Consider the following 27,000-nt stretch of genomic DNA (forward strand, 5'->3'; position numbering starts at 1 on the left):
ATGGCAGGATTAAAACTACAGGCCGTAACCAAGAGCTGGGATAACGGCAAAACGCAGGTTATTCAGCCGTTGACGCTGGATGTGGCAGACGGCGAATTTATTGTGATGGTTGGGCCATCCGGTTGCGGAAAGTCGACGCTGCTCCGCATGGTCGCCGGCCTTGAGCGCGTCAGTACAGGCGATATCTGGATTGATAGCCAGCGCGTAACAGAAACAGAACCGAAAGATCGCGGTATTGCGATGGTGTTCCAGAACTATGCGCTCTACCCGCATATGAGCGTGGAAGAGAACATGGCCTGGGGGCTGAAAATTCGCGGCATGGGTAAAGAGCACATTGCCGAACGCGTGAAAGAGGCGGCCCGTATTCTGGAGCTCGATGGTCTGTTAAAGCGCCGCCCGCGCGAGTTATCCGGCGGTCAGCGCCAGCGTGTGGCGATGGGGCGTGCCATTGTGCGCGATCCGGCGGTGTTCCTGTTTGATGAACCGTTATCAAACCTGGACGCGAAACTACGCGTCCAGATGCGGCTCGAATTACAGCATTTACATCGTCGCCTGAAAACGACCTCGCTCTACGTAACCCACGACCAGGTAGAGGCAATGACGCTGGCGCAGCGTGTTATGGTGATGAATAAAGGCGTGGCGGAACAGATCGGCACGCCTGTTGAGGTGTATGAAAAACCGGCCAGCCGCTTTGTGGCGAGCTTTATCGGCAGCCCGGCCATGAACCTGCTTGATGGGCGTATCAGCAGCACCGGCACCCATTTTGAGTTAGAAAGCGGGATGGCTCTGCCCATTAACTGGTATTACCGGGGTTATGCCGGACGTAAAATGACGCTGGGTATCCGCCCGGAACATATTGCGTTAAGCTCTCAGTCCGCAGGTGGCGTACCGCTGGTGATGGATACGCTTGAGATGCTTGGTGCAGACAATCTGGCTCATGGTCGCTGGGGCGATCACAAGCTGGTGGTGCGTCTTGCACATCAGGACAGGCCGCAGCAGGGCAGCACGTTGTGGCTGCATTTGCCGGAGAATCACCTGCACCTTTTTGACGGTGAAACAGGACAACGTGTATGAGTAACTGGCCTTACCCCCACGTCGCCGCCCATCGTGGCGGTGGTAAACTCGCCCCGGAAAACACCCTGGCGGCCATTGATGTGGGTGCCCGCTATGGTCACACGATGATCGAATTCGATGCGAAGTTGTCGAAAGACGGGCATATTTTTCTGCTGCATGACGATAATCTCGAACGTACCAGCAACGGCTGGGGTATTGCCGGGGAGCTGGAATGGAGCGATCTGCTGAAAGTTGATGCGGGTGGCTGGTTTAGCGGCGAATTCAAAGACGAACCGTTGCCGCTGCTGTCGCAAGTTGCCGACCGTTGCCGTCAGTACGGCATGATGGCCAACATCGAAATTAAACCGACGACCGGCACTGGCCCGCTGACGGGTAAAGTGGTGGCGTTAGCCGCGCGTGAACTCTGGGCTGATATGCCGACACCGTTGCTGTCGTCGTTTGAAGTCGATGCGCTGGAAGCGGCAATGGCGGCAGCCCCAGAATTACCGCGTGGGTTGCTGCTGGATGAATGGCGCGACGACTGGCGGGAACTGACCAGCCGTCTGGAGTGTTTTTCCATCCATCTTAATCACACGCTTCTGGATGAAGAACGAGTGGATATGCTGCGGGACGCTGGATTACGCATTCTGGTTTATACCGTCAACCGCCCGCAGCGCGCATCCGAGTTGCTACGCTGGGGCGTTGATTGCATCTGTACTGACAATATTGCCGTCATCGGGCCAGATTTTCAGCCTTAAGGCGCAACGGTTTTAAGCGGTATATTGGCTTGCGGCGTGCTGACATGGCTTTCATTCAGCATGCTGCTGCCTGTCTGGTTTGCGGGCAGCATATGTTGCTGCTGGCCCAGTGTCGCATCATTGTTAGCGCTTTGGTTCAACATGCCGCCGTTGGTATTGGGGAGTATTTGCTGGGTATTCGGATCGAGCTCCCCCGGCTGTGCCTGCCTTACCCGCTGGGAATTATTATTAATCTGCGCTTCCAGATGCTGCTGTTGCAGGCGGGTCTGCGTCTGCAAATTCTGATTTAACATCCCTTTTTGCTGCTGTTGCTGATTGAGCATTTGCGTCTGCATTCGCTGCTGACTCGGTATCTGGTAACCCGGCTGATTCGGGTTATTGGTGGTGTTGAGCGGCTGTGCGAAAGCGGTCAATGGCAAGAATGCGGCCAGAATAAATAGTCGTTTCATCATCTTCTCCTCCTTCTGAGGCTTCCTTTAAGTTTACTCCGTTTCATGCATTACGATGATCTTTTAGGAGTTCTGAACCAGGCTTAAGCGGGGACTGTTGCCCCTTCTCAGGAGAACGACGATGATGAAACAGAAGTTTGCGCGTTGGGTGGCGATAGCCGCTCTGATGGCGGGAGGATGTTTTAGCGTTGCGGCGGCACCTCCGCCCGTGGCGGCCCCGGCTCCGGTGTCATATGGCGTTGAGGCGGATGTCTTTCATCCGGTTCGTGCGAAGCAGGGGATGGTGGCGTCCGTTGACGAAACCGCCACTCGCGTTGGTGTCGATATCCTTAAGCAGGGGGGCAACGCCGTGGATGCGGCTGTGGCGGTTGGCTATGCGCTGGCCGTGACGCACCCGCAGGCCGGTAATCTTGGTGGCGGCGGGTTTATGATGATCCGCACTAAAGACGGCAAAACGACGGCTATTGATTTTCGTGAAATGGCCCCGGCAGCCGCAACGCGCGATATGTTTCTTGACGACCAGGGCAACCCGGACAGCAAAAAATCTCTCACGTCACACTTAGCTTCCGGTACGCCTGGCACCGTGGCGGGCTTTGCGCTGGCGCTGGAAAAATATGGCACATTGCCGCTGAATAAAGTCGTACAACCCGCGATTAAGCTGGCGAAGCAGGGCTTCGTAGTGAATGACGCGCTGGCTGACGATCTCAAAACCTATGGCAGTGAAGTACTGCCAAATCATGAAAACAGCAAAGCTATCTTCTGGAAAGATGGCGAACCGCTGAAAAAAGGCGACAAACTGATTCAGGCTAATCTGGCAAAGAGTCTGGAGATGATTGCCGAAAAAGGGCCGGATGCATTCTATAAAGGGGCGATTGCCGATCAGATTGCCCAGGAGATGAGCAAAAACGGCGGCCTAATCACGAAAGAAGATCTGGCTAATTATAAAGCCGTTGAGCGCATACCGATCAGCGGTGACTACCGCGGCTACCAGATTTTCTCCATGCCGCCGCCTTCTTCCGGGGGGATCCATATTGTGCAGATCCTCAATATTCTTGAGAACTTTGATCTCGCAAAATATGGCTTCGGCAGCGCGGATACTTTGCAGGTGATGGCTGAGGCAGAAAAGTACGCCTATGCCGACAGGTCTGAATATCTTGGCGACCCGGATTTTGTGAAGGTGCCCTGGCAGGCGTTGACCAACAAGGATTATGCAAAATCGCTGGCCCAGCAAATTGACGTCAACAAAGCGAAGCCATCGAGCCAGATTCGTCCGGGCAAGCTTGAGCCCTACGAGAGTAACCAGACGACACACTATTCAGTGGTGGATAAAGACGGGAATGCCGTTGCGGTGACCTACACCCTCAACACCACCTTTGGCAGCGGGATTGTGGCGGGGAATACCGGCATCCTGATGAACAACGAAATGGACGACTTCTCTGCCAAACCGGGTGTTCCGAATGTGTATGGACTGGTGGGGGGCGATGCAAATGCGGTAGGGCCGGGCAAACGTCCTCTCTCTTCTATGTCGCCGACTATCGTAGTGAAAGACGGAAAAACATGGCTGGTCACAGGCAGCCCTGGTGGTAGTCGAATCATCACAACAGTGCTGCAAATTGTAGTAAACAGCATCGATTTTGGGATGAACGTCGCCGAAGCGACCAATGCACCGCGCTTCCATCATCAGTGGCTGCCGGATGAACTGCGCGTCGAAAAAGGCTTTAGCCCGGATACTCTCAAGCTGCTTGAGCAGAAAGGGCAAAAGGTTGCCGTGAAAGAGGCGATGGGCAGCACGCAGAGCATTATGGTTGGCCCGGACGGCACGCTGTATGGTGCGTCTGACCCACGTACGGTGGATGATTTAACGGCGGGGTATTAAGCGAAATGGCCCTTTTATGGGAAAGGGCCATTTATTATATGAATGAATTCACAGCCAGCCTGAAATATTCTTAGTTGTATCAACGAAGTATATTCCCTTGCAGGGAATTAGCGTTTTTGTTTCAATGATGGTTAGGTCGGATTAGCCATGTTTTAAACATGCGCACCAAGGACAGGCCAGGAGAATATACATGGACGCTAATCAGGTGATTTTATCCGTTTTAACTAAGCATGACCTTTTCTATCTTAAAAACAGATATTTACAGATGCGGAAAAATGCGCGGGCGGCGACAGGATGCCGAAACGAACGAGAACATTTACCCTTTGTTATTCTGAGCCTTGCGGATTTTTGTTCAAGTATTAAGCTTCTGTTTTTAGTAGCGATTATTTCCATCACAGCCAATGCTGTTTTTCATGATGAAGTCTTAAAGAGTCTTATTATTGCCGGGATCACATTAATACTATCGATTCTTGCCTTTTTATATGCCGAAGTCAGGCTGACGAGGTTTCCGGCTATGCTTATTTTTAAAATGCTATTAATTAGAATTAAATGTCTAAACTATAAAATTCCGGTTCCGCAAAGACTCCCTGATGACTGGGAAATTTATCCAATATAGTGGGAAAAGGCTTTTTAAGTCGATATTCGCCTTTTAGAATGTTGCTTTAAGTTTTTGCCGCGAGGCGTTAGTCTGAAATAAATTCAGGTGTTGGTTTCAACGAAGATGCTTTTTTTAAACTGTATTAAGCATCAGCAAAAGGACAGGCCAGGAGAATGTACATGGACGCTAATCAGGTGATTTTATCCGTTTTAACTAAAAAGGATCTTTTCTATCTTAAAAACAGATATTTACAGATGCGGAAAAATGCGCGGGCGGCGACAAGGCACCAAAATGAAAGGGAGCATTTACCCTTTGTTATTCTGAGTCTTGCAGAGTTTTGTTCAAGTGGTAATTTAATGTTTTCATCGCTAGGGTTTATCTTCTTTATCTCTGCTTTTTTTCAGGATGAAGTATTGAAAGGTCTGATTTGTACTGCGATTACATTTATGATAGTTATTCTTTGCTGCTTATATTCCGACTTCAGACAAACCAGGTTTCCGGCTATGCTTATTTTTAAAATGTCATTAATCAGAGCGAAATGCTTAAGGTATAAAATTCCGGTACCGAAAAGGCTACCTGATGACTGGGAAATCAACTGGTCCATATAGTCAATTAAGGCTTTCCATATCGATATTCATCATCGATAAAGGTGGCCTTAAATTTTCTCAACGAGTCGCCAACCTGATAAATTTTCAATGGCGTTGGTTTTAATGAGAATGCGTTTCTGAAGTCCTGCGAAACGGCTTTATAAAGCCGTCCGGTTCCGGGCTTGTCTCCCCAGGAGCGTAACGCCAGCGAGTTTTTATTGGGCACGATTTTCATGCCGGAATAGGCTGCATAGGCGGTAACGGCAAAGTCTACTGAGCTATAAGCAAGGTCGCCTTCATCGATATCATAGCCCATTTTTTGGGCAATAAAACGATAGGTCTTACGTATTATCCATGGCTTCTGTTGATCGTAGAGTAAAGGCGTAATACTTTCATAAATATTATTTAAACCATGCCCAGCTATCACCACGCTTATGCCTTTTATTCGTTTAGAATGGACCGTATTGCCAAACTTGTAAACACCCCGCGCACCAAAAATCTGCCCCACGCCGGAAACAACCCCTCCGGCTATCTTAGCGTATTTTAAGATACCTTGATCCTCAAATATATCGGTGATGATATACTTGTGATAATCGCCTCGCCGCAGGCTCTGATACTCTTTTTCAGCTAACTCGAACTCAAACTTAAGCTCATTGATTAACCTGATTCGTTCATTTATATCAAAGGTACTGTTAAATCGACGAGTGATATCGATGATGACATTTTCGATCTCCTGAATATAATCCATTCTTGATATCGATGAATCTATAAAAAATACCGAGGCCAGGTTTGCTACACGGCGAAGCGCTAACGCGTACTGTTCCAGATCCCGCCTTAAATAACTGATCGCTGCTGTTCCCATTTAAAATATCCTTTCTTCCCAGAGGCTCCATGCGCTTGTCCCTGCAGCAACATGCTCCCATACCACCGATTCATAGACAAAGGAGACGCTCTCCTGAGGTTGGCTGTCATTATGGGTGAGGGAATTAGGATAATAAAAACGAATATGATTTATTTTTGCTTTGATAAGTTTTAGTTGGAAATAATGTTCCATGCCTCCGCCACGGCCTGAACGATAAAAATTAAAAAGGCATTCAAGCTCTTCATTTTTACTTATGGCATTGGCTAACAGTGGCGTGGACTTATCGATAGGCTTTCTGATTTCAACTGGCTGCATTAATACATTTTGTTCACGCGTTATCTCGCTGATTAATTCATAGATGAAGATTTCATCCGCGTGCATCAATTGATAACTATTGCCAATGGATTTCTGTGTTGAACACCCTTCGGAAATCAATCCTTGCTGCGAGCCCTGAAGAGAAAGATAAATAATGTTTGCCATTTTAGCCTCCTGCTAAAAATATTTATTTACTCTTTTTATTGGCGCCGTGTCCAGAACAGATTAAACATTTATTTTATGAATAGATTTATAAATAATATTTATGTACCTAAAAAATTTTCTCTCTCTTTTTCAAAAGAGAGAGAAAGGGATTATTTTATCCGCGCCATAAAATAGGCATCAACATACTCGCCATTGCGCAGGGCGAAATGCTTTCCGGTGCCTTCAATTTCAAAACCGAACTTCTGATACAGCGTTAGCGCCGGGGCATTATCAACGAAAACGGTCAGTTCAATACGTTCTATTCGCAGCCAGTTGTCGCACAGATTGACCATTTCATGCATCAACGCACTGCCAACGCCGCGCCCCTGTTTTTCGGCTGAAACACCAATACCAAAAGTGGCAACGTGGCCGCGCCGGGGGTTTTCCATGATATCCAGAGCCAGGTGTCCGACGACCTCTTTATCAATACAGGCGACGAGGTGGCGTCGGCCTGGTTTGACGGCGGCCCTTTCTTGCCACATTGCCATAGAAGGATGAGGAATTTGTAGCGTGTCGTGATACACCCCAGGATGTGAATTGATGTGGCGTAATGCTTCTGCATCGCTGGCTTCAATATGGCGTATCACAATGTCACTCATTCCTTTTTTCCTCTGTTGGTGAAGTTGCCTCTTCAACATCATGGACTTTGCAAAGTGCGTCAACTGCCATTTTTTGCAAAAAGGGGTAGACAAGTGCGAATGATAATGATTATTATTGCCATGCGTTCAGGGAAACCGATACGGTAATCCTGAAAGCACGACATTGCTCACATTGCTTCCAGTATTTCTTAGCCAGCCGGGTGCTGGCTTTTTTTTTACCTGCGTTTTTCCTCAACCTTTTTGCTTGCACTATCCGTAGTGGCGTCGAGTACCAGCCCCACAACGTTCGTCTGTTCATGCCGTGGGGCACGCAGTTCTGCCTGGCCGGTAAAGGTGCCACCCTGCTTTACGCTCAGCGAGTGATAGGCGAGCGTGCCGGTTAACGTACCGTTTTCGGCAATATCTACCGCATCACCCGTACACTGACCGGTCACTGTGCCGTCGATAATCAGTTCCTGACAGTTAATATTCCCATCAACCCGTCCTTCACGCATGACGTTGACCAGACTCTCTTTTACGTTGATATCTCCCCGTACGCTGCCATAAACATAAACCGGGCTGGATGAGGTGATATTGCCTTCAAGGTGAACATCGCTGGCGATCACCGTACGAGTCTCTTTCTGCGCCGGATGTTGATTATCGGGGGAGGGCGTGGTGACGATTGCGCCCTGGTTTTCGCTGTTTTTATGTTTTTTGAACATACCTGTTATTAATCCTCTGAGGATAAAAGCGCTAAAGAAGGCAAAAGCCAGCAGTCCTGCGCTTTTTGCCAGCGTTGATGCACCAACGCACCATGCCAACAGCGCAAACAACCAGACCAGAAGGGTGATGTTTAGCAGGAGATATTTTCTGTCCATGCATAATTCCCTGGGCCGCTTTCTATTGCAGTCAGCGCCATGCGTGGCTGACCTGTTATCGCGAGAAACATCCTGCTTTTCGCGGCACTTTTATCAGCAATTTGGGCGAAGAGATCAAGATGTGGTAGGGGATTTTAAGAATGGAAGTGATTGTTTATTCTGCTTTTATAATTCCAGAATATAGATGGTAAGGTTGCAATGCTGTGGCTGAATATCTTGTTCATTGATGGCGGCGGTTTTTATCCGTGGGCGTCTTGCGCTAAGGTTTAAGGCTGCGACGCTAAACAAGGACAGCATTATGACTCTGCATTGCGCATTTATCGGCTTTGGTAAAAGTACCACCCGCTACCACCTCCCTTACGTTCTCAATCGCAAAGATACCTGGCATGTGGCGCATATCTTTCGCCGCCATGCGAAACCGGAAGAACAGCAGCCGCAGTATCAGCACATTCACTTCACCAGCGATCTTGATGAGGTTCTTAATGATCCGCAGGTCAGGCTGGTCATCGTTTGTACCCACGCGGACAGCCATTTTGAGTATGCGAAACGGGCGCTGGAAGCCGGGAAAAATGTGCTGGTTGAGAAGCCATTTACACCGACGATTGCCGAAGCAGTGACTCTCTTTGAACTGGCGAAAAGTAAAGGTCTGATCGTTACGCCGTATCAGAATCGCCGCTTTGACTCCTGTTTTTTGACGGCCAAAAAAGCCATTGAAAGCGGCAAGTTAGGCGAAATCGTTGAAGTAGAGAGCCATTTTGATTACTACCGCCCGGTTGCAGAAACGAAACCGGGTCTGCCGCAGGACGGGTCGTTCTATGGCCTTGGCGTGCATACGATGGATCAAATTATTTCACTGTTTGGTCGCCCGGACCATGTGGCATATGACATTCGTAGCCTGCGTAACAAGGCCAATCCGGATGATACCTTTGAAGCTCAGCTCTTTTATGGCGACCTGAAAGCTATCGTGAAAACCAGCTACCTGGTCAAAATCGACTATCCGAAGTTTATTGTCCATGGCCGCAAAGGATCATTCATCAAGTACGGCATCGACCAGCAGGAGACCAGCCTGAAGGCCAATATCATGCCCGGCGATGCGGGGTTTGCGGCAGATGACAGTGTCGGTGTGCTGGAGTATGTGAATGACGCAGGTGAAACGGTGCGTGAGGAACTGAAACCGGAAATCGGTGACTATGGCCGGGTCTATGATGCGCTCTATGCCACATTGACTGCCGGGGCGGATAATTACGTCAAGGAATCTGATGTTCTGACCAACCTGGAGATCCTGGAGCGTGCCTTTGAACAGGCCTCTCCCGCGACGGTAACCCTCGCAAAATGAGCGGTCTTCCGCTATCGGAAGTCATTCATAATTTTTGAACAGAGGAGTCAATTTTCACCCTCTATGATTGGTCAGCGATCGGGTCCACACTTACCCCATCGAAACGAACATGAGGGTGAAAACATGATTTACTTACGCAAAGCAAACGACCGTGGCCATGCAAATCATGGCTGGCTGGACTCCTGGCATACCTTTTCGTTTGCCAACTATTACGATGCAAACTTTATGGGTTTTTCTGCACTGCGCGTGATTAATGACGACGTGATTGACGCCGGGCAGGGGTTTGGTACTCATCCCCATAAAGATATGGAAATCCTGACATATGTACTGCAAGGCGCGGTTGAACATCAGGACAGCATGGGCAATAAAGAGCAGGTCCCGGCAGGCGAATTCCAGATAATGAGCGCAGGTACTGGCGTGCGGCACTCAGAGTACAACCCGAGCGCTACTGAACCGCTGCGTCTGTACCAGATCTGGATTATTCCGCAAGAAAATGGCATCACGCCGCGTTATGAACAGCGTCGCTTTGATGCAACGCAGGGCCGCCAACTGGTTCTGTCGCCGGACGCGCGTGATGGTTCGCTGAAAGTGCATCAGGACATGGAGCTTTATCGCTGGGCGCTGTTGAAAGATGAGCAGTCTGTGTATCAGGTTTCAGCAGACCGCAAAATCTGGATTCAGGTGGTGAAAGGCGAGGTTTCCATTAACGGAACGAAAGCGACCACCAGCGATGGCCTGGCTATCTGGGACGAGCAGGCTCTGTCCATTCATGCCGATAGCGACAGCGAAATTTTACTCTTCGACCTGCCGCCAGTTTGATCGGGCTTAAATAAATGACGCAACCTTCCGGTTAACACCAGAAGGTTGCGCTTTGTCCGTGATAAACTGGCCTGATGTTTCCCCGTTTATCAATTCAGGACGATGAAAAAGAAAAGACCCGTACTTCAGGATGTGGCCGATCGCGTTGGCGTGACCAAAATGACGGTCAGCCGATTTTTACGCAACCCGGAGCAGGTCTCCGTGGCGCTTCGGTCTAAAATAGCGGCTGCACTTGATGAACTGGGCTACATTCCGAATCGGGCTCCGGATATCCTCTCCAATGCCACCAGCCGTGCGGTTGGCGTGCTGCTTCCCTCTTTAACTAACCAGGTTTTCGCAGAGGTTCTGCGCGGTATCGAAAGCGTGACGGATGCGTTTGGCTATCAAACCATGCTGGCACACTTTGGCTATAAACCTGAACTGGAAGAAGAGCGGCTTGAATCCATGCTGTCATGGAATATCGACGGTCTTATCCTTACTGAACGTACGCATACCCCTCGCACGCTGAAAATGATTGAAGTGGCCGGTATCCCGGTGGTTGAACTGATGGACAGCAAATCGCCTTGTCTGGATATCGCCGTTGGCTTCGACAACTTTGAAGCGGCACGGCAGATGACGGCAGCCATTATTGAACGTGGTCATCGCCGGGTGGCCTACCTGGGCGCACGTCTCGACGAACGTACTATTATCAAACAGAAGGGGTATGAGCAGGCGATGCTTGATGCGGGTCTGACGCCATACAGCGTGATGGTAGAACAGTCCTCCTCCTATACCGCGGGCATTGAGCTCATGCGGCAGGCGCGTCGCGAATACTCGCAACTGGACGGAATTTTTTGTACCAACGACGACCTGGCGGTCGGCGCGGCGTTCGAATGCCAGCGTCTGGGACTCAAAATTCCTGATGATATGGCGATCGCCGGGTTCCACGGTCACGACATTGGCCAGGTAATGGAGCCGCGTCTTGCGAGCGTGCTTACGCCGCGTGAACGCATGGGGCGTATTGGCGCAGAACGCCTGCTGGCGCGCATTCGTGGTGAATCTGTTACGCCAAAATTGTTAGATTTAGGTTTCACATTGTCACCGGGTGGATCTATTTAGTCTGACAAATTTGAAGTAGCTCACACTTATTCACTTCTGGCACGAATGGTTATTGCTTATCCATTATCCCGGCAGGACAATGTTACCGATAACTGTTACCCGTAACAATTCACTTTGTACCTGTGGGAGCTACGCTTTGAGCACGACTAACCATGATCACCACGTCTATGTCCTGATGGGCGTATCTGGCAGTGGTAAATCCGCCGTCGCCAGTGAAGTGGCGCATCAACTCCATGCCGCGTTTCTTGACGGCGACTTCCTTCATCCACGCGCTAATATCATGAAAATGGCCGCAGGCGAGCCGTTGAATGACGATGACCGCGAACCCTGGTTGCAGGCGCTCAACGATGCGGCCTTTGCAATGCAGCGTACCAACAAAGTGTCGCTGATTGTCTGTTCGGCGCTGAAAAAGCGTTACCGCGACCTGCTCCGTGATGGTAACCCTAACCTCTCCTTTATCTACCTGAAAGGGGACTTCGATGTTATCGAAAGCCGCCTGAAAGCGCGTAAAGGACACTTCTTTAAAACGCAAATGCTGGTGACCCAGTTTGAAGCCCTGGAAGAGCCGGGTGCGGATGAGCGCGACGTGTTGATCGTCGATATTGACCAGCCACTGGACGGTGTTGTCGCCAGCACGATTGAAGTGATTAACAAATAAAGGCAGTTCGTTGTGAGTACATTGACGCTTGTTTTAACAGCAGTTGGCTCTGTGTTGCTGCTGCTGTTTTTAGTGATGAAAGCGCGTATGCATGCTTTCGTTGCTTTGATGGTGGTTTCTATTGGTGCAGGACTTTTTTCCGGTATGCCGTTAATCAAGATTGCGGCGACGATGGAAAAAGGGATGGGTGGGACGCTGGGCTTCCTTGCCATTGTGGTGGCTTTGGGAGCGATGTTCGGCAAAATTCTGCATGAGACCGGCGCGGTCGATCAGATAGCCGTGAAGATGCTCAAATCATTTGGTCACAACCGCGCGCATTTCGCGATTGGCCTGGCCGGTCTGATTTGCGCGCTGCCGCTGTTCTTTGAAGTGGCGGTCGTGCTGCTGATTAGCGTTGCCTTCTCTATGGCGCGTCATACCGGTACGAACCTTGTGAAGCTGGTGATTCCGCTGTTTGCGGGTGTAGCGGCGGCCGCAGCATTTCTGCTGCCGGGGCCTGCACCGATGCTGCTGGCTTCGCAGATGCACGCCGACTTTGGCTGGATGATCCTGATTGGGCTGTGCGCTGCCGTTCCAGGAATGCTGATTGCCGGGCCGCTGTGGGGCAACTTTATCAGCCGCTATGTTGAGCTGCATATCCCCGACGACGTCACTGAGCCGCATCTGGGCGAGGGTAAAATGCCGTCATTCGGCTTTAGCCTGTCGCTGATTCTGCTGCCGCTGGTGCTGGTAGGTCTGAAAACTATCGCAGCGCGTTTTGTTGCAGAAGGTTCAGATCTCTACAACTGGCTGGAGTTTATCGGTCACCCGTTCACCGCGATTCTGGTGGCGTGCCTGGTGGCGATTTATGGCCTGGCCATTCGTCAGGGCATGGCAAAAGATCGGGTCATGGAGATCTGCGGTCAGGCACTGCAGCCGGCGGGTATCATCCTGCTGGTGATTGGGGCTGGCGGTGTGTTCAAGCAGGTGCTGGTGGATTCGGGTGTTGGCCCGGCATTAGGTGAAGCGTTGACCGGTATGGGTCTGCCGATTGCGGTGACCTGTTTTGTGCTGGCCGCAGCGGTGCGCATTATTCAGGGGTCTGCGACTGTCGCCTGTTTAACCGCAGTGGGTCTGGTCATGCCGGTGATTGAACAATTGCATTTTTCCGGTGCGCAACTGGCGGCCCTGTCTATTTGTATCGCGGGTGGTTCCATTGTGGTCAGTCACGTGAACGATGCGGGATTCTGGCTGTTCGGTAAATTTACCGGCGCCACCGAAGCGCAGACGCTGAAAACCTGGACCTTAATGGAAACGATTCTGGGCACCACGGGTGCGATTGTCGGGATGATTGCGTTTACGTTGTTGAGTTAAGGTATTGCAGGGAGAGGTGCGGTTTGATGCCCTCACCCTTGTGGAGCGGTGCGGTTTGATGCCCTCACCCCAACCCTCTCCCACGGGGAGAGGGAGCAAACACCAAAAACGGCAACTAAGGTTGCCGTTTTGCTTTTACCTCCACGGGGAGAGGGAGCAAACACTAAAAAAGGCAACTTGTGTTGCCTTTTTGCTTTTGTTCCCGCCGCCGTTTTGCTTTTTGCCTTGCTAACCCTTCATCCACAAGCGGATGCCATCCAGGAACATCTGGGTTGCGAGCATCACCAGCACCAGTCCCATTAAACGCTCAAGCGCGTTCACCCCTTTTTCACCGAGCAGGCGCAGGAACAGCGATGATTGCAGCAATATCGCCACGGTACCGCCCCAGGCAATCAACAATGCAATAACCAGATGGCCCATCTGATTAGGGTACTGGTGTGAAAGCAGCATCAGGGTGGCAAGCAGTGTCGGCCCGGCCACCAGCGGAACCGCAAGCGGTACAATAAAAGGTTCTTCACCTGCGGGCAGACCCATACTGCTGCCGGACTCGCTGGGGAAAATCATTTTAATGGCGATCAGAAACAGGATGATGCCGCCGGAAATCGAAACGGTTTCGGCGCGCAGGTTGAGAAATGCCAGAATATTTTCGCCCGCGAAGAGGAAAACCAACATCAGCACCAGTGCGATGAGGAGCTCGCGAATCATGATTTTTCGGCGGCGCTTCGGCTCAGTGTGCTTAAGAACTGACATAAAAATCGGCAGGTTCCCGAGAGGGTCCATAATCAGGATCAACAACACTGCCACCGAAATGATTTCGCTCATTATCAATTACCCATATTGCCGCTGATAAGCGGTATTTCTGATGGCTTGCCCATCATTGATTAATTTCACTTGCGACTTTGCGTGCATTTTGTAAGGTGGACTATTAGCGCCAGTTGGATACTGGCTCGCACTAACAGCACACACCTTCGCAGGAAATACGCTATGAAAAATGTTGGTTTTATCGGTTGGCGCGGAATGGTCGGCTCCGTACTCATGCAACGCATGGTAGAAGAGCGCGACTTCGACGCCATTCGCCCGGTCTTCTTCTCTACTTCCCAGCTTGGTCAGGCAGCCCCGACGTTCGGCGGTAAGTCTACCGGTACGTTGCAGGACGCATTCGATCTGGAAGCACTGAAGGCCCTCGACATCATTGTCACCTGCCAGGGCGGCGATTATACCAACGAAATTTATCCAAAGCTTCGTGAAAGCGGTTGGCAGGGTTACTGGATCGATGCTGCCTCTTCCCTGCGTATGAAAGATGACGCCATCATTATTCTTGACCCGGTGAACCAGGCGGTGATTACCGACGGCCTGAACAAAGGCATCAAAACCTTCGTGGGCGGCAACTGTACTGTCAGCCTGATGCTGATGTCACTGGGCGGTCTGTTCGCCAACGATCTGGTGGAATGGGTTTCTGTGGCGACTTATCAGGCTGCTTCCGGCGGCGGTGCGCGTCATATGCGTGAATTGCTGGCGCAAATGGGGCAACTGCATGGTCACGTGGCGGCTGAGCTGGCAGACCCGGCTTCTGCCATCCTCGATATCGAACGTAAAGTTACCCAGCTCTCTCGCAGCGGCGAACTGCCCGTCGATAACTTCGGCGTGCCGCTGGCTGGTAGCCTGATCCCCTGGATCGACAAACAGCTGGATAACGGTCAAAGCCGTGAAGAGTGGAAAGGCCAGGCTGAAACCAACAAAATTCTCGCGACAACCACCACAATTCCGGTTGATGGCTTGTGTGTTCGCGTCGGCGCGCTGCGCTGCCACAGCCAGGCATTTACCATTAAATTGAAAAAAGATGTGTCTATCCCGACCATCGAAGAGCTGCTGGCGGCCCATAACCCATGGGCGAAAGTGGTACCGAACGACCGTGAAATCACCATGCGTGAACTGACGCCAGCTGCCGTAACAGGCACGCTGACCACCCCTGTAGGGCGTCTGCGTAAGCTGAATATGGGGTCGGACTTCCTCTCTGCATTTACCGTAGGGGACCAGCTCCTGTGGGGCGCAGCGGAGCCGCTACGCCGCGTATTACGCCAGCTCGCATAATCTTAATTTGTTTAAAAAGGGGTGCTTGTCACCCCTTTTTTTTGCGTATTAACGGAGTGTACGCAGATGTTGATATTTTTCTCGGGAGTCAGATAAAGCGTTGGCTATGCTTTAAGTGGGGTGTTTACGCATTCTGCCTGAAGGTAGGACGGAGCAGAGAGGATGCACATTATGTGCTGCGCCGTTCAGGTCAAAAAAAATGTCACAGCTGGGCGTATAACCTTGCCGGGAAAGGTGTGACATAAATAACAAGGATTAAACCATGTCTGTTTTTGTAGATAGAGACGTGATTAATGCGCTCATTGAAGGCCATTTTGCAGACCCCTTTTCCGTCCTCGGCATGCACCAGACGGAAGCCGGGCTGGAAGTCCGCGCATTATTACCTGACGCGACCGAGGTCTGGGTTATTGAACCCAAAACCGGGCGCAAAGTAGGCAATCTTGATTGCCTTGATTCACGCGGTTTCTTTAGTGGCGTTCTGCCGCGACGCAAAAACCCCTTTCGCTACCAGTTGGCCGTTATCTGGCATGGGCAGCAGAACCTTATCGACGATCCTTACCGCTTTGGTCCATTGATTCAGGATATGGACGCCTGGCTGCTTTCCGAAGGCACCCACCTGAGACCTTACGAAACGCTGGGCGCTCACGCAGATACAATGGACGGCGTGACCGGGACCCGCTTCTCTGTGTGGGCGCCAAATGCCCGCCGGGTTTCCGTCGTCGGGCAATTTAACTACTGGGATGGTCGCCGCCATCCCATGCGCCTGCGCCGTGAAAGTGGTATCTGGGAACTTTTCATTCCGGGTGCGCACAATGGGCAGCTCTATAAATTTGAGATGATTGATGCGCACGGCAAGCTGCGGATTAAATCTGATCCTTATGCTTTTGAAGCGCAGATGCGCCCGGAAACAGCATCCATGATCTGCGATCTGCCGGAAAAGATAGCGCAGACGCAAGAGCGTAAAAAGGCCAACGAATTTGATGCGCCCATCTCCATCTACGAGGTCCATCTGGGGTCATGGCGTCGCCACACGGACAATAATTTCTGGCTGAGCTACCGTGAGCTGGCGGACCAACTGGTGCCGTATGCAAAATGGATGGGCTTTACCCATCTGGAGTTGCTGCCCGTTAATGAGCATCCGTTTGACGGAAGCTGGGGTTATCAGCCAACGGGCCTCTATGCCCCGACGCGCCGTTTTGGCACCCGTGATGATTTTATCTACTTTATCAAAGCGGCTCATGCCGCTGGGTTGAATGTGATTCTGGACTGGGTACCAGGTCATTTCCCGTCCGATGACTTTGCTCTGGCCGAATTTGACGGCACCGCGCTCTATGAACACAGCGATCCGCGTGAAGGTTACCATCAGGACTGGAATACCCTGATTTATAACTATGGTCGCCGTGAAGTCAGCAACTATCTGGTGGGGAATGCGCTCTACTGGGTTGAGCGTTTTGGTATTGATGCCCTGCGCGTGGATGCCGTCGCCTCGATGATTTACCGCGATTACAGTCGTAAACAAGGCGAGTGGATCCCCAACGAATTTGGTGGGCGGGAAAATCTCGAAGCCATCGAGTTTTTGCGTAGCACCAACCGCATTCTTGGCGAGCAGGTTCCTGGCGCGGTGAGTATGGCGGAAGAGTCCACCGACTTTGCCGGCGTCTCGCGTCCGCCTTCGCTGGGCGGCCTGGGCTTCTGGTACAAGTGGAATCTCGGCTGGATGCACGACACGCTGGATTACATGAAGCTCGATCCGGTCTATCGCAAACACCATCACGACAAACTCACCTTTGGCATGCTCTACAACTACACGGAAAATTTCGTGTTGCCGCTGTCCCATGATGAAGTGGTGCATGGCAAGAAATCTATTCTTGACCGTATGCCCGGCGATGCGTGGCAGAAGTTTGCCAACCTGCGTGCTTACTACGCCTGGATGTGGGCTTTCCCCGGTAAAAAACTGCTGTTTATGGGTAACGAATTTGCGCAGGGGCGTGAGTGGAACCATGACAGTAGCCTCGACTGGCATCTGCTTGAAGGGGGCGATAACTGGCACCACGGCGTGCAGCGTCTGGTGCGGGATATGAACCACGTCTACCGTCATCACAAAGCGTTGCATGAGCTGGATTTTGACCCGTATGGCTTTGAATGGCTGGTGGTGGATGACCATGAAAACTCGGTGTTTGTCTTTGTGCGTCGCGATAAAGCCGGGAACGAAATCATTGTTGTCAGCAATTTCACCCCCGTACCGCGTCATAACTACCGCTTTGGTATCAACCAGCCGGGGCGCTGGCGTGAAGAATTAAATACGGATTCGATGCACTATCACGGCAGCAATACCGGCAATGGCGGTGGCGTGCACAGTGATGAAATCCCGATGAACGGCAGGGCGCAATCTCTCTCGGTGACGATTCCGCCGCTGGCAACCGTCTGGTTTGTGCGGGAGGGGTGATGACCAGGCTGACCGCAGGCAACGCGACACCACTCGGAGCCCATGTGGAGGAAAATGGCGTGAATTTCACGCTATTTTCGGCACATGCGGAGCGAGTGGAGCTGTGCATTTTTGATGACGAAGGCAACGAACAGCGTTTTGACTTACCCGCCCGTAGCGGCGATGTCTGGCACGGTTTCCTGGCGAATGCGTTGCCCGGTACGCGTTATGGCTATCGTGTACACGGCCCGTGGGAACCTGGTCAGGGGCATCGCTTTAACCCGGCGAAGCTACTTCTCGATCCCTGTGCGCGCCGTGTCGAAGGTGATGTGAAAGACAGCCCATTGTTGCACGGCGGCTATGATTCTCCTGATCCACATGACAGCGCGGCCATCGCGCCAAAAAGCGTGGTCGTGGATGACACGTTTGACTGGGAGAATGATGCCGCGCCACGCACGCCATGGGGTAATACAGTCATCTATGAAGCGCATGTCAAAGGGTTGACGTATCTGCACCCGGATTTGCCCGCTGAGATTCGCGGTACCTATAAAGCCCTTGGTCATCCGGTAATGATCAACTACTTCAAAACGCTGGGTATCACCGCGCTTGAGCTGATGCCGGTGGCGCATTTTATCAGTGAGCCGCGCCTGCAACGTCTGGGTTTAAGTAACTACTGGGGCTATAACCCGCTGGCGCTCTTTGCGCTTGACCCGCGTTATGCCACCTCTCCCGAGTCGGCCATCAATGAGTTGCGTGATGCGGTTAAGTCACTGCATCAAAACGGTATTGAGGTCATCCTTGATATCGTGCTGAACCACAGCGCTGAAATTGACCTTGATGGGCCAACCCTCTCCCTGCGCGGAATTGATAACCGTAGCTATTATTGGATCAGGGATGACGGCGATTACGAAAACTGGACCGGTTGCGGCAATACGTTAAACCTGAGTCATACAGGCGGCGTGGCTTATGCATACGCTTGCCTGAAATATTGGGTAGAGACTTTCCATATCGACGGCTTTCGTTTTGATTTGGCTACGATTATGGGCCGCACGCCGGCATTCAGCCAGCAGGCGCCGTTGTTTGAGGCAATCAAAAACTGTCCGTTGCTCTCCCAGGTGAAGCTTATCGCTGAACCGTGGGATATCGGCTGGGGCGGTTACCAGGTGGGGAATTTTCCGCCGTTGTTTGCCGAATGGAATGATCATTTTCGTGATGCAACGCGCCGTTTCTGGCTGGAGCAGTCACTCTCGCCTGGGGAGTTTGCCGGGCGCTTTGCCGCATCCAGCGATATGTTCCGTCGCGAAGGGCGTCTGCCCCATGCGTCGGTCAATCTGGTGACGGCGCATGACGGGTTCACATTGCGTGATTGCGTGAGTTTCAACCATAAGCATAACGAAGCGAATGGTGAGGAAAATCGCGACGGTACTAACAACAACCACAGTAATAATCATGGTATAGAAGGGCTAAGTAGCAGTTTTGATGTAACAGAAAGGAGGCGAGCAAGCGTCCATGCCCTGTTAACAACACTGCTATTGTCCCAGGGAACACCAATGTTGCTGGCCGGTGACGAGCATGGTCATAGCCAGCACGGTAATAACAACGCTTACTGTCAGGACAACGCGTTGACCTGGCTTGACTGGCAACACGCTAACAGTGGGCTGATGGCATTTACCGCCGCGTTGATTCACCTCCGCCAGCGTATTCCCGCATTAACCCGGGATGCATGGTGGGAAGAGGGGGATGGCAACGTGCGTTGGCTTAATAAGGAAGCGCAGCCTCTCAGTGTTGCGGAGTGGCAAAGCGGTGTCCACCGTCTGCAAATTCTGCTGTCCGATCGTGTACTGCTGGCGATTAACGGCACGCATGAAGTTGCAGAGATTGCGCTACCAGAAGGGGAATGGCGTGCTGTTCCTCCGTTTGCCGGTGAGGATAATCCGGTAGTGATGGCTGTCTGGCATGGGCCCGCGCACGGAGTATGCGTCTTTGAAAGGTCATAAAAAAGGAGTTAGTCATGGTTAGATTAGATAAGAACGATCCCTTAATGTTAGCGCGCCAGCTGCCATTAAAATCTGTAGCCCTGATACTTGCGGGAGGGCGCGGGACCCGCCTTAAAGATTTGACAAAAAAACGCGCCAAACCCGCGGTTCACTTCGGCGGTAAGTTCCGTATTATCGATTTCGCATTATCCAACTGCATTAACTCCGGTATTCGTCGTATTGGTGTGATCACGCAGTATCAATCCCACACGCTGGTGCAGCATATTCAGCGTGGCTGGTCCTTCTTCAACGAAGAGATGAACGAATTTGTCGATCTGTTGCCTGCTCAGCAGCGTGTGCATGGCGAGAGCTGGTATCGCGGCACCGCCGATGCGGTTACGCAGAACCTCGACATCATTCGCCGCTATGGTGCGGAGTACATCGTCATTCTGGCCGGCGACCATATCTATAAGCAGGACTATTCACGCATGCTTATCGATCATGTCGAAAAAGGTGCGCGTTGCACCGTGGCTTGTCTGCCGGTGCCCATTGAAGAGGCAAGTGCGTTTGGCGTCATGGCGGTGGATGAAAACGACAAAGTTATTGAGTTTGTCGAAAAACCCGCCAACCCGCCTTCAATGCCGAATGACAGCACAAAATCGCTCGCCAGCATGGGAATTTATGTTTTCGACGCTGAGTACCTTTATGAGTTGCTCGAAGAAGACGACAAGAATGAAAATTCCAGTCACGATTTCGGCAAAGATATCATCCCGCTGATAACCAAGTCTGGCATGGCTTATGCACATCCCTTCCCACTGTCCTGTGTGCATTCGGACCCTGAATCAGAACCCTACTGGCGTGACGTTGGAACCCTCGAAGCGTACTGGAAAGCAAACCTCGATCTCGCATCAGTTGTACCTGAACTGGACATGTATGACCGTAACTGGCCAATACGTACCTATAATGAATCTTTACCACCGGCGAAATTTGTTCAGGACAGATCGGGAAGTCACGGTATGACGCTGAACTCACTGGTTTCCGGTGGATGTGTGATATCCGGATCGGTAGTGGTGCAATCGGTATTGTTCTCACGGGTGCGTGTGAACTCGTTCTGCAATATCGACTCTGCGGTTCTTTTACCGGAGGTCTGGGTCGGACGCTCCTGTCGCTTGCGGCGTTGCGTTATTGACCGGGCCTGTGTCATCCCGGAAGGGACGATCATTGGTGAAAATGCCGAAGAAGACGCCCGTCGGTTCTACCGCTCCGAAGAGGGGATTGTACTGGTGACGCGCGAAATGCTGCGTAAGTTGCAACAAGAGTAACAGCATCGAGATAACCTTGCGCGGAAGGGGTCCGCGCGCTGTTTTTCCCGCTAGCGCCCGCTAAGTGTTAGCGGTTTTGACAGGAGCGATAATGCAGGTTTTACATGTATGTTCTGAGATGTTTCCGTTGCTGAAGACCGGTGGTCTGGCTGATGTTATTGGCGCATTGCCTGCGGCGCAAATTGCCGATGGCGTTGATACGCGCGTTTTGCTGCCTGCATTCCCGGATGTTCGTCGCGGTGTGACTGACGCTCAAGTGGTCACCCGGCGGGATACATTCGCTGGTCGTATTTCATTGCTGTTCGGACATTTCAACGGGGTGGGGATCTACTTAATCGATGCGCCGCATCTTTACGATCGTCCCGGGAGCCCGTACCACGATACTAATCTTTTTGCTTATACCGACAACGTACTGCGTTTCGCCTTGCTTGGCTGGGTTGGCGCTGAGATGGCCAGCGGGCTGGACCCGTTCTGGCGACCCGATATAGTCCATGCCCATGACTGGCATGCAGGGTTGGCGCCCGCTTATCTGGCGGCGAAGGGGCGCCCGGCAAAGTCGGTGTTCACGGTACATAACCTGGCTTATCAGGGGATGTATTACGCGCAACATATGAGTGAAATACAGCTGCCATCGTCGTTCTTTAATATGCATGGGCTGGAATTCAACGGACAGATCTCTTTCCTGAAAGCGGGGCTGTATTACGCGGATCATATTACGGCGGTCAGCCCGACGTATGCGCGCGAAATTACCGAGCCGCAGTTTGCCTATGGCATGGAGGGTTTGCTGCGTCAGCGGCAGGTTGAAGGGCGTCTGTCCGGTATTCTGAACGGCGTGGATGAAAAAATTTGGGATCCGGCAACAGACCTGCTGCTCTCTTCGCGTTATACGCGGGATACGCTGGAGGAAAAGGCGGAGAACAAACGCCAGCTACAGATCGCTATGGGGCTGAAAGTGAACGACAAAGCCCCGCTTTTCGCGGTGGTGAGTCGCTTAACCAGCCAGAAAGGGTTGGATTTGGTGCTGGAGGCATTACCCGGTTTGCTGGAGCAAGGCGGGCAACTGGCGCTACTTGGCGCGGGCGATCCGGTTCTGCAGGAGGGTTTCCTTGCGGCGGCCGCTGAGCATCCAGGGCAAGTCGGCGTGCAAATTGGGTATCACGAGGCGTTTTCACATCGCATTATGGGCGGGGCAGATGTCATTCTGGTCCCGAGCCGTTTTGAGCCGTGTGGGTTAACGCAACTTTATGGATTGAAGTACGGCACGTTGCCGTTAGTTCGTCGCACGGGCGGGCTGGCGGATACCGTGACCGATAGCTCATTGGAGAATTTGGCAGATGGAATCGCCAGTGGTTTTGTATTTGAAGACAGTAATGCCTGGTCGCTGCTTCGCGCGATTCGGCGTGCTTTCGTGTTGTGGTCCCGTCCCTCTCTCTGGCGCTTTGTTCAGCGTCAGGCGATGGGCATGGATTTTAGCTGGCAGGTCGCCGCGCAATCCTATCGCGATCTTTATTATCGGTTGAAATAGTTTTCCAGGAATCACTTGTATGAATGCACCTTTTACATATGCATCACCCACACTGAGCATCGAAGCGTTAAAACATTCGATTGCCTACAAGCTGATGTTTACCATTGGTAAAGATCCTGTCATCGCTAACAAACATGAGTGGCTGAACGCCACATTGTTTGCGGTGCGCGATCGCCTGGTAGAACGCTGGTTACGCTCCAACCGTGCGCAGCTCTCTCAGGAAATGCGCCAGGTTTACTACCTGTCGATGGAGTTTTTGATTGGCCGCACCCTATCCAATGCGCTGTTGTCGTTAGGTATTTATGACGATGTCAAAAATGCTCTGGAAGAGATGGGGCTGGATCTGGAAGAGCTGATCGACGAAGAAAATGACCCCGGCCTCGGCAACGGCGGTCTGGGCCGTCTGGCGGCCTGTTTCCTCGACTCTCTGGCGACACTGGGCTTACCGGGCCGGGGTTACGGTATTCGCTATGACTACGGCATGTTCAAGCAGAACATTGTCGATGGACGGCAAAAAGAGTCCCCGGACTACTGGCTGGAATACGGTAACCCATGGGAATTCAAACGCCATAACACGCGCTATAAAGTGCGTTTTGGCGGCCGTGTGCAGCAGGAAGGTAAAAAGTCCAATTGGCTGGAAACCGAAGAGATTTTGGCCGTGGCCTACGACCAAATTATTCCAGGCTACGATACCGACGCAACGAATACCCTGCGTTTGTGGAATGCGCAGGCGAGTAGCGAGATCAATCTGGGTAAATTTAACCAGGGCGATTATTTTGCGGCGGTGGAAGATAAAAACCACTCCGAAAACGTATCTCGCGTGCTCTATCCGGATGACTCGACCTATTCAGGCCGGGAATTGCGTCTTCGTCAGGAGTACTTCCTGGTGTCGGCAACCGTGCAGGATATTTTGAGCCGTCATTATCAGCTACACAAAACCTATAGCAACCTGGCAGAGAAAACCGCGATTCACCTGAATGACACCCATCCGGTGTTGTCGATTCCCGAATTAATGCGTCTGCTGATTGATGAACATAAATTCTCATGGGATGAAGCGTTCGAGGTGACCTGCCAGGTGTTCTCATACACCAACCATACGCTGATGAGCGAAGCGCTGGAAACCTGGCCGATAGAGATGCTCGGTAAGATCCTGCCGCGCCACCTGCAAATCATCTTCGAAATTAATGACTACTTCCTGAAAACTATTCAGGAACAGTACCCTAACGATATGGACTTGCTCAGTCGCGTGTCGATTATCGACGAATCGAACGGGCGTCGCGTGCGCATGGCATGGCTGGCCGTGGTGGTGAGCCATAAAGTAAATGGCGTGTCCGAACTGCATTCAAACCTGATGGTGCAGTCCCTGTTTGCCGATTTCGCCAAAATTTTCCCCATGCGCTTTACTAACGTGACCAACGGTGTAACACCGCGTCGCTGGCTGGCACTGGCGAATCCGTCGTTGTCTGGCGTGCTCGATGAGCATATTGGTCGCACCTGGCGTACCGATTTGAGCCAGCTCAGTGAGCTGGAGCAGCATATCGACTACCCGTTGGTGAATCAGGCGATTCGTCATGCCAAGCTGGAGAACAAAAAGCGCCTGGCGGCAGTCATAGGCCAGCAGCTTAATGTGGTGGTCAACCCGAAAGCGCTCTTCGATGTGCAAATCAAACGTATCCACGAATACAAGCGGCAACTGATGAATGTGTTGCACGTGATCACCCGCTACAACCGTATCAAAGCGGATCCGACAGCGGAGTGGGTACCGCGCGTTAATATCTTCGCCGGTAAAGCGGCCTCAGCGTACTACATGGCGAAGCACATCATTCATCTTATCAATGATGTGGCGGCGGTGATCAACAACGATCCACAGATTGGCGATAAGCTGAAAGTGGTCTTTATTCCCAACTACAGCGTAAGTCTCGCGCAGGTGATCATCCCGGCGGCAGATCTTTCTGAGCAGATTTCTCTGGCAGGGACTGAAGCATCCGGCACCAGTAACATGAAGTTTGCCCTGAACGGCGCGTTGACTATCGGTACGCTGGACGGCGCGAACGTGGAAATGCTCGAACATGTGGGGGCAGAGAACATCTTCATTTTTGGTAATACTGCGGAAGAGGTGGAAGCGCTGCGTCGTAAAGGCTATTCACCACGTGAATATTACGAAAAAGATGAGGAGCTGCATCAGGTGCTGACGCAAATCGCGACTGGCCTGTTCAATCCGCAGGATCCAGGCCGTTACCGTGACCTTGTGGACTCGCTGATTAACTTTGGCGACCATTATCAGGTGCTGGCCGATTACCGCAGCTACGTTGATTGCCAGGATAAGGTAGACGAACTCTATCTCACTCCTGAAGAGTGGACCACGAAGGCGATGCACAACATTGCCAATATGGGCTATTTCTCATCTGACAGAACGATTCAGGAATACGCCGAGCAGATCTGGCATATCGATCCGGTACGCCTGTAAGTCACTTTTGCTTTTGACATAAATACCGCACGGAGCCTCAGGGCTCCGTTTTTTTTCAGAAGATGAAAGGGATAAACCCTCCTGTCTGGTCTCTGTAGTGAGTCGACAAACAAGGATAAGGCGGCAGGGGATAGGTGCGGATGAGGGGAAGACTGTTTATGTTGAGGCACTGTGGGCTTTCATTGTAAGCCCCCGCTGCCGCGTCATAAAACCCCCGCTGAGCATCTCTCAGCGGGGGCACGATTACGAGGCCAGCGAGAGTTCTGCTTTGCTGTGGCGAGCCAGCCACTGGGCTACGCGGGACTGCTCGTCGGCATTGAGCCACATGCCCAGTTTGGTACGACGCCAGATGGCATCATCCAGACGGCGCACCCACTCATGCTCAACCAGGTAGCGCAGCTCGGCTTCGTACAGCTCGTGCCCGAAGTTTTCACCCAGGTCCTCGATGCTACTGGCTCCGGCCAGAATCAACTCGGTATTGCTGCCATAGGTCCGTGCGTAATGGCGAGCCAGCGATTCGCTAATGAACGGGTAACGGCGACGCAGTTTTGCAGCGTAATCATCACGATCGCCCGCCAGTTCACCGCCGGGTAACACACAGTTTTTGGTCCATGCGGGGCCGATACCTTCATAATAGGAGGCCAGTTTTTCCATCGCATGTTCAGCCAGCTTACGGTAGGTCGTGAGTTTGCCACCAAAGACGGAAAGCAGCGGCGCTTTGCCGTCCTGATCGTGAATATCCAGCGTGTAGTCGCGGGTGATTGCCTGCGGAGAATCCGACTCATCGTCACACAGCGGGCGCACACCGGAGTAAGTCCAGACAATGTCATTGCGCGTCAGTTGCTTTTTAAAGTGCGCGTTATAGACCTTCAACAGGTAATTCACTTCGCTTTCGTCGATTTCGACGTTTTTCGGGTCGCCTTTATATTCCACATCGGTGGTGCCGATGATAGAAAACTCATTCATCCACGGGATCACGAAGACGATACGTTTATCTTCGTTTTGCAGAATATACGCCTGCTTTTGTGAATGAACGCGTGGCACAACGATATGGCTGCCTTTAATCAGGCGAATACCATACGGAGACGGCAAATGCATCCCGTCATCAAAGAACTGCTTAACCCATGGGCCGGTGGCATTGACCAGACCGCGTGCTTGCCAGCTAAATTTTTCCCCGGTGTCGATATCTTCCGCTTCAACAATCCACAGTCCGTTTTCACGTTTTGCTGAGATGGCGCGGGTGCGGGTGCGCACTTCACCGCCTTTTTTGACAACCATCTGCGCATTCGCCAGTACCAGACGGGCATCATCGACCCAGCAGTCAGAATATTCGAAACCGCGCACGATTTCAGGTTTGAGGACCGATTCTGAGCCAAAACGCAAACTTTGCGATCCGGGTAAACTGGTGCGTTTCCCCAGATTATCGTACATAAAAAGACCGATGCGGATCATCCACGCCGGACGTAAATGGGGGCGATGCGGCAAGCGGAAGCGCATCGGGAAGGCAATGTGCGGTGCCATTTTCAGCAGCACTTCACGTTCGGCCAGCGCCTCGCTAACCAGACGAAATTCATAGTGTTCAAGGTAGCGCAGGCCACCGTGAATCAATTTTGAGCTGGCGCTGGAGGTCGCGCAAGCTAAGTCCTGGGCTTCCAGCATCAGCACGGATAAACCTCGCCCGGCGGCGTCCGCCGCGATACCGGCACCGTTGATGCCCCCGCCAATAACGATAAGATCTTTGGTTTCCATGCTGCCCTCACGCGCTTTCGTTA

At 51.9% G+C, this 27,000-nt stretch carries 23 protein-coding genes; 16 read left to right on the plus strand and 7 right to left on the minus strand.

The genetic code is table 11. The features are described 5' to 3' along the window. Together L2097_RS18790 and ugpQ are read left to right on the plus strand one after the other, a co-directional pair. Positions 1-1,074 carry a sn-glycerol-3-phosphate import ATP-binding protein UgpC gene (locus L2097_RS18790; RefSeq protein ID WP_047372788.1) on the plus strand — a complete coding sequence of 358 codons (1,074 nt, stop codon included), beginning with the start codon at positions 1-3 and terminating at the stop codon, positions 1,072-1,074. Continuing rightward, complete coding sequence (gene ugpQ / locus L2097_RS18795) at positions 1,071-1,811, plus strand: glycerophosphodiester phosphodiesterase (protein WP_085006309.1); 741 nt, start codon at positions 1,071-1,073, stop codon at positions 1,809-1,811. Before L2097_RS18790 ends, ugpQ begins: the two co-directional genes overlap by 4 nt. Here the strand turns inward: ugpQ and L2097_RS18800 are convergent. Continuing rightward, the gene (locus L2097_RS18800) at positions 1,808-2,260 is read right to left on the minus strand and encodes a DUF2756 family protein (protein ID WP_250353524.1); all 453 of its coding nucleotides are present in this window, start codon (positions 2,258-2,260) and stop codon (positions 1,808-1,810) included. The genes ugpQ and L2097_RS18800 overlap by 4 nt on opposite strands. Before the next feature lie 121 nt (positions 2,261-2,381). Here L2097_RS18800 and ggt point away from each other — a divergent pair, with 121 nt between their 5' ends. The 3 genes from ggt (at position 2,382) to L2097_RS18815 (ending at position 5,342) form a co-directional block, all read left to right on the plus strand. Continuing rightward, on the plus strand, positions 2,382-4,136 hold the full coding sequence (gene ggt / locus L2097_RS18805; RefSeq protein WP_047372790.1) for a gamma-glutamyltransferase: 1,755 nt from the start codon (positions 2,382-2,384) through the stop codon (positions 4,134-4,136). A 190-nt stretch (positions 4,137-4,326) separates the two neighbouring features. Next, positions 4,327-4,752 carry a hypothetical protein gene (locus L2097_RS18810; RefSeq protein ID WP_250353481.1) on the plus strand — a complete coding sequence of 142 codons (426 nt, stop codon included), beginning with the start codon at positions 4,327-4,329 and terminating at the stop codon, positions 4,750-4,752. A 161-nt stretch (positions 4,753-4,913) separates the two neighbouring features. Then, positions 4,914-5,342: a hypothetical protein gene (locus tag L2097_RS18815; protein WP_250353482.1), complete on the plus strand. Its 429-nt coding sequence runs from the start codon at positions 4,914-4,916 to the stop codon at positions 5,340-5,342. A gap of 4 nt (positions 5,343-5,346) precedes the next feature. On the opposite strand, the gene L2097_RS18820 is transcribed toward L2097_RS18815, so the two are convergent. From L2097_RS18820 to L2097_RS18835, 4 genes are all read right to left on the minus strand, one after another. Then, positions 5,347-6,183 carry a DUF4225 domain-containing protein gene (locus L2097_RS18820; RefSeq protein ID WP_250353483.1) on the minus strand — a complete coding sequence of 279 codons (837 nt, stop codon included), beginning with the start codon at positions 6,181-6,183 and terminating at the stop codon, positions 5,347-5,349. Next, positions 6,184-6,663 (minus strand): Hcp family type VI secretion system effector, encoded by a 480-nt coding sequence (locus L2097_RS18825; protein WP_250353484.1) that lies wholly within the window; start codon positions 6,661-6,663, stop codon positions 6,184-6,186. Positions 6,664-6,812: 149 nt separating this feature from the next. After that, complete coding sequence (gene yhhY, locus L2097_RS18830) at positions 6,813-7,301, minus strand: N-acetyltransferase (protein ID WP_250353485.1); 489 nt, start codon at positions 7,299-7,301, stop codon at positions 6,813-6,815. A 215-nt stretch (positions 7,302-7,516) separates the two neighbouring features. Then, entirely contained in the window at positions 7,517-8,158 is a 642-nt protein-coding gene (locus L2097_RS18835) for a polymer-forming cytoskeletal protein (protein WP_250353486.1), read from the minus strand. A gap of 298 nt (positions 8,159-8,456) precedes the next feature. Here L2097_RS18835 and L2097_RS18840 point away from each other — a divergent pair, with 298 nt between their 5' ends. The 5 genes from L2097_RS18840 (at position 8,457) to gntU (ending at position 13,422) form a co-directional block, all read left to right on the plus strand. After that, positions 8,457-9,494 (plus strand): oxidoreductase, encoded by a 1,038-nt coding sequence (locus L2097_RS18840; protein ID WP_250353487.1) that lies wholly within the window; start codon positions 8,457-8,459, stop codon positions 9,492-9,494. A 123-nt stretch (positions 9,495-9,617) separates the two neighbouring features. Next, the gene (locus L2097_RS18845; RefSeq protein WP_047372798.1) at positions 9,618-10,313 is read left to right on the plus strand and encodes a pirin family protein; all 696 of its coding nucleotides are present in this window, start codon (positions 9,618-9,620) and stop codon (positions 10,311-10,313) included. 102 nt (positions 10,314-10,415) lie between these two features. Beyond that, on the plus strand, positions 10,416-11,411 hold the full coding sequence (gene gntR, locus L2097_RS18850) for a gluconate operon transcriptional repressor GntR (protein WP_047372799.1): 996 nt from the start codon (positions 10,416-10,418) through the stop codon (positions 11,409-11,411). A gap of 136 nt (positions 11,412-11,547) precedes the next feature. Next, positions 11,548-12,069 carry a gluconokinase gene (gene gntK / locus L2097_RS18855; RefSeq protein ID WP_250353488.1) on the plus strand — a complete coding sequence of 174 codons (522 nt, stop codon included), beginning with the start codon at positions 11,548-11,550 and terminating at the stop codon, positions 12,067-12,069. A 12-nt stretch (positions 12,070-12,081) separates the two neighbouring features. Continuing rightward, complete coding sequence (gene gntU, locus L2097_RS18860; protein WP_106672548.1) at positions 12,082-13,422, plus strand: gluconate transporter; 1,341 nt, start codon at positions 12,082-12,084, stop codon at positions 13,420-13,422. Between the two features lie 228 nt (positions 13,423-13,650). Here gntU and L2097_RS18865 read toward each other — a convergent pair whose 3' ends face one another. Then, on the minus strand, positions 13,651-14,244 hold the full coding sequence (locus L2097_RS18865) for a YhgN family NAAT transporter (RefSeq protein WP_041851355.1): 594 nt from the start codon (positions 14,242-14,244) through the stop codon (positions 13,651-13,653). Between the two features lie 162 nt (positions 14,245-14,406). Here L2097_RS18865 and asd point away from each other — a divergent pair, with 162 nt between their 5' ends. The 6 genes from asd to glgP all read left to right on the plus strand — a co-directional run bounded on the left by asd (position 14,407) and on the right by glgP (position 25,228). Continuing rightward, entirely contained in the window at positions 14,407-15,513 is a 1,107-nt protein-coding gene (gene asd / locus L2097_RS18870; RefSeq protein ID WP_047372802.1) for an aspartate-semialdehyde dehydrogenase, read from the plus strand. 262 nt (positions 15,514-15,775) lie between these two features. Next, entirely contained in the window at positions 15,776-17,959 is a 2,184-nt protein-coding gene (glgB, locus tag L2097_RS18875; RefSeq protein ID WP_047372803.1) for a 1,4-alpha-glucan branching enzyme, read from the plus strand. Continuing rightward, a complete protein-coding gene (glgX, locus tag L2097_RS18880) occupies positions 17,959-19,935 on the plus strand; it encodes a glycogen debranching protein GlgX (RefSeq protein ID WP_250353489.1) in 1,977 nt (658 codons plus the stop codon). Before glgB ends, glgX begins: the two co-directional genes overlap by 1 nt. Before the next feature lie 14 nt (positions 19,936-19,949). Further along, the gene (glgC, locus tag L2097_RS18885; RefSeq protein WP_085006299.1) at positions 19,950-21,236 is read left to right on the plus strand and encodes a glucose-1-phosphate adenylyltransferase; all 1,287 of its coding nucleotides are present in this window, start codon (positions 19,950-19,952) and stop codon (positions 21,234-21,236) included. Positions 21,237-21,327: 91 nt separating this feature from the next. Then, positions 21,328-22,761 carry a glycogen synthase GlgA gene (glgA, locus tag L2097_RS18890; protein WP_047372806.1) on the plus strand — a complete coding sequence of 478 codons (1,434 nt, stop codon included), beginning with the start codon at positions 21,328-21,330 and terminating at the stop codon, positions 22,759-22,761. A gap of 19 nt (positions 22,762-22,780) precedes the next feature. Further along, entirely contained in the window at positions 22,781-25,228 is a 2,448-nt protein-coding gene (gene glgP / locus L2097_RS18895) for a glycogen phosphorylase (RefSeq protein WP_142517314.1), read from the plus strand. 243 nt (positions 25,229-25,471) lie between these two features. Here the strand turns inward: glgP and glpD are convergent, their stop codons facing one another. Then, positions 25,472-26,977 carry a glycerol-3-phosphate dehydrogenase gene (gene glpD / locus L2097_RS18900; RefSeq protein WP_250353490.1) on the minus strand — a complete coding sequence of 502 codons (1,506 nt, stop codon included), beginning with the start codon at positions 26,975-26,977 and terminating at the stop codon, positions 25,472-25,474. Positions 26,978-27,000 lie beyond the last annotated feature (23 nt).

Source organism: Citrobacter sp. MNAZ 1397 (genome assembly GCF_023613995.1).
Classification (GTDB): Bacteria; Pseudomonadota; Gammaproteobacteria; order Enterobacterales; family Enterobacteriaceae; genus Phytobacter; species Phytobacter ursingii.